This is a genomic window from Synechococcus sp. R55.7, assembly GCF_047461955.1.
GTDB lineage: Bacteria > Cyanobacteriota > Cyanobacteriia > Thermostichales > Thermostichaceae > Thermostichus.
The window spans coordinates 2,556-6,425 of the sequence record NZ_JANSIC010000103.1; the positions used below are offsets into that span (position 1 = coordinate 2,556).

Consider the following 3,870-nt stretch of genomic DNA (forward strand, 5'->3'; position numbering starts at 1 on the left):
ATAAAGCCAGGAGAGGCCAGGATCAGCAGCGGCCCATAGATGGGGCCCGCCATCTCGAATGACCGCTGCAGGAGCGGGATGGGGCTGAGGGTAGCGTTTTGCATGACAGAGGGATCCTCGTGGGCAACCAAGTCCACCCCCTTCATACCACGGGATCCCAGCTTTGTTGCTGGGAATAGGCTTAAGAAAGTCTGTATTGCTTTGTACAGATTTACGCCGATTTTTGGAGAATCCACGCCGCTGCCTGTTCGCCGCTGCGCAGGGATCCCTCGAGGCTGCTCTGGTGGGTGTATTCCCCGGCCCAAAGGAGGCCCGGCAGGCCGCTAAAGGTGGGAACCAGATGCTGCTGAAAGCCGGGGGGTTGTACAAACTGGGCAAAAGGGATCCGGTACACCCGCAGCAGGCGCAGTTGCTCCAAGGGGGCTTTATCGCTACGCGACGCTGCCGCGACGGGGAAGTAAGTTTGCAGCTCGGCCCGGCAGGCTTGGGCCAGTTCCTCGTCCCTCAAGGGGGGATCCCCTAGCACCACCACCGAATACAGGTGTTGGCCAGGAGGAGCCAGCGCCGGGCTGATGCGGGTAAGTTGGACCCAATGGTTGATCCAGCCCTGGCCGGTGGCGTTGAGGTACAAGTAGGCGCCGCGGCTGAGGGAAAAGGGGGCGCAGAAGTAGAGACAGGTCACCGCTCGCCCCTGGGTGGGAATGGGGGTGGGGGCTTGAGGGCACAGCTCCGCCTGCCAGGCCCGTGCCTGAGGGGCATCAGTAGCACAAACTACCCACTCGGCAGGGATCTCTTCACCCTTGGCGGTGCGGATCCCGCGCACTTTCCCGTCTTCTGCCAGGATGCGCTCCACCGGGGTTTGGTAGCGAATCTGTTCGGGGGACAGGTGACCGGCCAGTTGTCGGGCCAGTTCTCCCATGCCCAAGGCCGGGGTGACGATGGAGCCCTCGGCCATCATCTTGAAGTAAAAGGCAAAGAGGCGGGCGCTGCTGGCCAGGTCTGGATCCAGGAGGATCCCTCGGAAAAAGGGGTAGAAAAAGTGCTGGCAGATCTGTTGGGAAAAGCCGTACTGCTCCAGAAACTCCCGCAGCGAGCAATCGGATCCCCCTAGCCCTTCTTGAAAAACCTGCTCCGGGCTGCGGCGCGCCAGCTCGGATCGCAATTGCAGCACCTTGAGCTTGTCCCCAAAGCTGGCCAAGGGGTTGAGCAAAGAGGGGAGAAGGCTGGACAGATCCCGTAGGGGATCCCCCAACAGCCAGCAGCGACCGGGTTGAGCCAAAATAGCGCCGGGCCGGTAGGGACGGGGATCGAGCTTGCCCAGATCCAAATGCTGTCGCACTTTGGGATAGGCGGTGAACAGCACCTGAAAACCGCGATCCAGGCGAAAGCCATCCACCTTGTCGGTACGCACCCGCCCCCCAGGGCCATCGCTTTTTTCCAGAACCAGGACATCCCTCCACCCCGCCTGGCTCAGCACTTTGGCGCAAGCCAAGCCGGCCAGCCCCGCCCCAATGATGACAGCTTTGCCCATGCTCTGCCGGGATCCCTTCTTCGTCGAGTATTTTATCTGCTTGGATCCCACTAGGGCTGAGCTGGGTCGGCTGGCCCCCAAATGCGAATTGAGCCATCGGCGCCACCACTGAGAAGGGTCTGCCCATATCGCTGCGCGACGCTTCCGCGACCGGGGCCAAACAGCAAGACGCTCACCATCCAAGTCTGGCCGCCCAGGGTGCGCAACTGTTCTCCGCTGCGCAGATCCCAGAGCTTGATCTGGTGAGCGCGGTAATCGGTGCCGCTGGCGAGCAAGCGGCCATCAGGGCTGAGGGCAAGGGCGGCCAAGCCGGACAAAGTCTGGGGCAAGGTGCGCTCCAAGGATCCCGTGCCCAAGTTCCAGACCAAGATGCCACCGGTACTGCCAGCGAGCAAATAGCGGCCATCTGGGCTCAGAAGCACCTGCTCGATGGGGTAGTCGGCCTTTAGGGTTTCCAGCAAGGCCCCGCTGCCAGGATCCCAAAGGTGAACGGTGGGATCTCCATTGGCGGCCACCAAGATCCAAGGGGGGATCCCTTCAGATTGGTGGGAAGTATTCATACGGGTAGGTCTTGGGCCAAAGGCCACTGCTGTAATGCCAGCCCTCTGAGGGGTCTCCTGGGCGGCAGCAGTGGGAGGCGCCAGGGTGCGGATCAACTGGCCGTTGTCGGCCTGCCAAAGGCGGATGGTGCGGTCGGCGCTGCCACTGGCAATCCAACGACCATCGGGGCTAATGGCGACACTGTTGATCAACCCGGTGTGCCCTTGCAACTGCAGCCGCGCCAGCACATCCCCAGGCGAGAGAGCCGGATCCCCCAGGGTCGCCAGATCCCAGACCCGTACCGTCTTGTCTGCCCCCCCACTCACCAAAAAGGTACCATCTGGGCTGATGGCCAGTGCCTCAACGGATCCCTCGTGGCCTGCCCAGCTCTGGAGCAGTTGGCCAGCCTGGGGATCCCAAAGCCGGATCACGCCGTCGTCTCCCCCGGCAGCAAGGAGATTTCCATCCGGGCTGATGGCCAGAGCAGTGACGGCGACAGGGCCTTCCAGCGTAGCCTTGAGCTGCAAAGACTTGGCCCAGTCTGCCGGGTCGTTATCGCTACGCGACGCTTCCGCGACCGTGACGGCGGTGGGGACGGAGGCATGAGAACCGTTCTCGCGAGTAGGACGGAGTCCCAGGCCGTTGCGCTTTGCCGGGCCAGAGGATCCCGTTCTCGTGAGGGGGACAGAATCCTTGGGCTCCCCCCGCAGGCCAAGGTTCGCCCTCATCTGCCATACCCCTGCCACCGTCAACGCCAGCAAAGCCGCCAAGCTGCCTCCTGCCCAAACCGGTGGGATCCGGGGACGCGCCCGCAGCGATACCGGAGAACGCGGTGGGGTGGTTGGCTCCTGTAAGGGCTCGGCGGCGACAGGGCTGGGCTGGGACAGGAGTTCGGCGGCAGGGGGGCTCTCGGCGGGGGGCAAAGCCTGCAAAGCGGCCAGAGCTGCTGTTGCTGAAGGAAAGCACTGTTGTGGGTTGCAGCTCACCAAACGATCCAGAAAAGCAGCAAAAGGAGCGCTAGTAGAGGCCAGATCGTGCCAGCGCAACTCCCCCGTCAACGGGTCGCGAAACAGCTTCTGGGGCGGGATCCCGCAGAGGGCCTGCAGGGCAATCAGCCCAAGAGCATAGAGGTCGCTGCAATGCCTGGGGCCATAGGGGTTCCCGAAGCCAGAGCCGGAAAAAGCCAGACCCTGTTCCTCACCCCCCCACTTCAACAACACCCATCGGCCATCCGCCTGACGGTAGATCAAGCGAGAGGGCTGCAGGTTGCAGCAGCTCACCCCTTCCCCATTCAGGAAGGCCAAGGTTTGCAGCACATCCTGCAACAAGGCTCGTACCTCAGCCTCTGTCCAGTCGTGCCCCCAATGGCAGTGCATTTGGCGGGACGGAGTCGTTAGCTGGCCCCTCTCGGTTGCGTTACCTAGCAATAGAGCTTGTTCCAGGGTGGGCCCTTCAACCCATTCTTCCACCCAATAAAACTCCCCCTCTTGCTCAAAGCAGGCCAACAGGCGGGGGATACCCTCGTGGGATCCCAGGTGCTCCCGCAGCGCCACTTCTTGCTGAAAGAGATGCCGTAGCGAGGCGGAGTCCTCACTGTGTTCGCGGTGCGGAGCATTTTGGCCGGCCTGCCAGCGTTTGAGCACCACCCGAAGCCGCTCAGGATGATGGCTATCCTGTGCCAAGTAGGTTTGTCCGCTGGATCCCAGTGCTTCCAAGATCTGATAGCGGCCACCCAGGGTCTGCCCTACCATGGGGAGAGTGCGAACCTTTTCCTTCCGACCCATCATGCCATAGCGACG

At 62.5% G+C, this 3,870-nt stretch carries 2 protein-coding genes; both read right to left on the reverse strand.

Translation table 11 applies throughout. The features are described 5' to 3' along the window. Positions 1-211 precede the first annotated feature (211 nt). On the reverse strand, positions 212-1,531 hold the full coding sequence (locus tag NW820_RS07085) for an NAD(P)/FAD-dependent oxidoreductase (RefSeq protein ID WP_414407081.1): 1,320 nt from the start codon (positions 1,529-1,531) through the stop codon (positions 212-214). Positions 1,532-1,581: 50 nt separating this feature from the next. Beyond that, positions 1,582-3,870, reverse strand: a 2,289-nt coding sequence (locus NW820_RS07090) for a hypothetical protein (protein WP_414407082.1), incomplete at its 5' end; no start/stop codon positions are given.